The sequence below is a fragment of the Mycobacterium sp. P7213 genome, from assembly GCF_900604305.1.
In the GTDB taxonomy this organism is placed as follows: domain Bacteria; phylum Actinomycetota; class Actinomycetes; order Mycobacteriales; family Mycobacteriaceae; genus Mycobacterium.
In genome coordinates, this window is sequence record NZ_UWOA01000097.1 from 1 (window position 1) to 3,441 (window position 3,441).

The 3,441-nt window shown below is 67.3% G+C and carries 4 protein-coding genes; 1 reads left to right on the forward strand and 3 read right to left on the reverse strand.

The window, feature by feature from the left end; genetic code table 11:
• Positions 1–236: 236 nt before the first annotated feature.
• Genes EJK91_RS21270 through EJK91_RS21280 form a run of 3 tightly spaced genes read right to left on the reverse strand, consistent with a single transcriptional unit; the run spans position 237 to position 2,703 of the window.
• Positions 237–1,769, reverse strand: coding sequence for a class I adenylate-forming enzyme family protein (locus EJK91_RS21270; protein WP_125079890.1), 1,533 nt, complete (start codon positions 1,767–1,769; stop codon positions 237–239).
• A gap of 10 nt (positions 1,770–1,779) precedes the next feature.
• Positions 1,780–2,229: a hypothetical protein gene (locus EJK91_RS21275; RefSeq protein WP_046302450.1), complete on the reverse strand. Its 450-nt coding sequence runs from the start codon at positions 2,227–2,229 to the stop codon at positions 1,780–1,782.
• Positions 2,230–2,274: 45 nt separating this feature from the next.
• Positions 2,275–2,703 (reverse strand): VOC family protein, encoded by a 429-nt coding sequence (locus EJK91_RS21280; protein WP_125079891.1) that lies wholly within the window; start codon positions 2,701–2,703, stop codon positions 2,275–2,277.
• A gap of 118 nt (positions 2,704–2,821) precedes the next feature.
• On the opposite strand from EJK91_RS21280, the gene EJK91_RS21285 reads away from it, so the two are divergent.
• Positions 2,822–3,441: DUF222 domain-containing protein (locus EJK91_RS21285; RefSeq protein WP_125079892.1), on the forward strand; the 620-nt coding region annotated here is incomplete at its 3' end.

Genomic DNA, 3,441 nt, shown 5'->3' on the forward strand with positions numbered 1-3,441 from the left:
CCGCGGCTGCGCTATGAACGATGTCGCTGCCCTGCAACGCATTACGCTCGACCTTAGATAGCGGCCAACTCCGACTCGAAAGTCCCGTCCTGCGGTAACCAACCCGCGAATATCAGACTTGATACGCGTCGATACGACACGCTCGACAACCCACATTCACCTGGTCACGAAGCGGCGGCCATGACGACGGTCGTGGCCGCCGCTTCACCCTGGGACTTGACAAACATCCCTACATATCAGCGCAGCGGCGAGCCCCAACGCACCTGATCGCGCAACTGCGCCTTGAGCAGCTTGCCGCTGGCCGCGCGGGGCAGCGCCTCGCTCACCACGGTGATGTACTGCGGCACCTTGAAGTCCGCCAATTGGCCGCGGCAGTACTCCAGAACCGCCGCCACATCGATCTCGAGCTGGTCGCCGAGCAGCACCGCGCCGACCTTCTCCCCCATCACCTCGTCGGGCACCGCGAGCACACACGCGTCGGCCACGCCGGGAGCCGACAGCAGGGCGGCTTCCACCTCTACGCTGGAGACGTTCTCACCGCCGCGGTTGATGATGTCCTTGAGCCTGTCGATGATGTGCACCCGGCCGGCGTCGTCGACGCGCACCACATCGCCGGTGTGCAGCCAGCCGTCGATGATGGTGGCGGCGGTCGCCTCGGGCCGGTTCCAGTAGGCCCGCATCACATTCGCGCCGCGCACCACCAGTTCTCCGGTGCCCGGATCGTCGCCGAGTGGCACGACGCCGATATCGCCCGACGGCACCGCGTAGCCGACCGAATCGGCGTGCGCCACCGCGTCGGAGTCCGGCAGCACCGTCATGAGCGAGGCGGTCTCGGTCATGCCGTAGCCGTTGAACACCGTTGCCGCGCCGAATGCCTCGCGCAGCGCACGCACCAGCGCAGGTGCCGTCGGCGCCCCGCCGTAGCCGACCCACCGCACCCGGCTGACGTCGGCGTTGGCGAAGTCGGGATGCCGAAGCAGCAGCGCGTAGATCGCCGGCACCGTCACCATCGATGAGATCCGCTGCGCGGGAAGCGTTGCGATCAACTCGGGAAGACTCAGTGACGGCATGATGACCGCGGTGCCGCCGGTGTAGGCGGCGACCAGCAGTTGGGAGTTGCAGCCGGTCACATGGAACAGCGGGACCGAGATCAGCGTGCGGTACTCCTCGGCCAAGGTCCGGGTCCGACCCAAGGCGCGCATCATGTTCTCGGCGTTGGTCACAAACGCCTCGTGGGTGGTGGGCACTCCTTTGGGGCTGCCGGTGGTACCAGAGGTGTAGAACAGCGCCGCGGTGTCGCCCGCTTCGAGCCCGTCCACCACATACGGTGGGCCATCGGGCAGTGCGGCGCCGGGAGCCAGGTCCACCCGAACGCCGGCATCGGTGAGTATGAAGTCGACTTCCGGTGCGGCCGACCGGGTATTGACGGCAACCGGTATCCCGCCGGCCATCAGCGTGCCCCAGAACGCCAGCACCCAGTCCAGTCCCGCTGGGTAACGCAACGCGACCCGATCACCGCGCGCCAGACCGTCGCCTCGCAGCCCGCCGGATACGCGCGCGGCCCGCTGCCACAACTGCCGGTAGGTCAGCCGATCGCCCGCAAGTTCCACCACGGCTTCGCTGTCGGGCCGCTGCTCGGCCTGCTCGGCCAACACATCGAGCAGCGTCGCCGGCAGCTGCTGGTAATGCGCGACACCGTTGTGGTCGCGGGTCACCCCGGTTGCCGGAAAAGGGTTGCCGCGCCGTGGGATTTCGACGACGTGCGACATGGTCAGCCTGTCATCGCCGACGCCGCCAGCTGTGCGTTACCACCCGCAAGGTCCCCCGCAGCGCGTAGACCGCGGACACGATGCACGCGAGGATCAACACCACGAACATCGGCAGCCAATTACCGCGGTCATGGTTGATGTGCCACCAGACATAGGTGAACAGCACCGAGGAGACGAAGAAGACCACGTCACGCCAATTGCCCTGATAGGACAGCGCCGCCGCCCGCAGCGCCCTGGTGCGATCGGAGGCCGCGACCAAGTCGTCGATGCGCTCGTCGATGGTGCGCTGCAAATCCGCGCGCCGCTGGGTCTGTTCCGCGGGAAGCCGGTCGAGCAGGTCGAGGTCCTGTTTGATCAGCGCGCGTACGTCGGGGCCTTTGAGCTGCCCGGCCGCCGCCGTCAGCAGGGCTCCGCCGAAGATCGGTGCCGCGCCCAGCGCCGTACTCAGCAGTGAGGGCATCGTCGTGCCGTTCCTTTCGCCTTACTTCCCGGCCACCCTACGACCTCAACCGAGACTTACCGTGCCATCCGGCGCGATCCGCCAGCCGGCGTTATGGGCGATCTCCCAGATCAGACCGTTCGGGTCTTGGATGTGGGCGTGGAACACGCCACCGAACTGGCCGGCTCGCGGCGACTTGATCATCGTGCCACCGGCGGCGGCCATGGCATCGGCCAGCGCGATCACGGCGTCGGGGCTGTCGACGTTGTGCGCCATGGTGACCCCGGAGACCCGGGAATGGTCGCCGGGCAGCGCCAGGTCTTCGTTGAACTTCTCGGCGTCAAAGAACCCCAGCACCTGGCCCGGCGCCACCTGATAGAAGACGATCTCTCCCTCGACCTCCAGCAGCGGCTGCCAACCCAGCGCACCGTAAAACTTGCTGGTCGCGTCCAGATCGGTGGCCGCGATGGTGACGAAGTGCACCTGCTGCTCCATACGGTCGAGCCTAGAGCGACAAAGCATCCTGTCGGACTCGCACTCATCAGGTGCGCGTTGTGGATAACGCGACCCTGTCAGAAAGTTTGAGTCAGTGGATTCGGGTACAGTCGAACGTATGTTCGATGCGGATCTGCCTGAGCCGGGGTCGTTGGCCGATGCCGACGACAAAGCCCTGGTGGCGGCGATCGCGGGGTGGGCCCGACTGGAGGCCGCCGCCGCGGCACGCCGGCTGGCCGTCATCGGCGAGTTGGTCGCACGGCGCACCCACGGAACCGATGCGGTCAACCGGTCACGCTGGTCGTGCGACTACTGGGACGCCGCGGCCAGCGAGGTCGCCGCCGCCGAGCAGATCAGCCACGGCATGGCCTCCTCACAGATGTATCTGGCCTCGGCACTGCGAGACCGGCTGCCCCAGGTGGCCGCACTGTTCCTCACCGGGGCGATCAACTCCCGACTGGTCGCCACCATCGTCTGGCGCACCACGCTGATCACCAACCCCTACCTCCTGCACGCCATCGACACCGAACTCGCCGAGATCGCCACCGCACTAGGGCCGCTCTCGGCGACCAAAACCGCGGCCGCCATCGACGCCCTGATCGACCGATACGACCCCGACGCCCTCCGCCGCCAAGACCGCGACGCCCGCAGCCGCGACGTCACCGTCGACACCCGCAACAGCGAAAACGGCACCACCGCCCTATGGGGCCGGCTCTGGGCCACCGACGCCACCGCCCT

Coding starts and splice junctions, on each gene's coding strand:
- EJK91_RS21270 (WP_125079890.1), bottom strand. CDS start 1,769: ATGTCGCACGTCGTCGAAATCCCACGGCGCGGCAACCCTTTTCCGGCA.
- EJK91_RS21275 (WP_046302450.1), bottom strand. CDS start 2,229: ATGCCCTCACTGCTGAGTACGGCGCTGGGCGCGGCACCGATCTTCGGC.
- EJK91_RS21280 (WP_125079891.1), bottom strand. CDS start 2,703: ATGGAGCAGCAGGTGCACTTCGTCACCATCGCGGCCACCGATCTGGAC.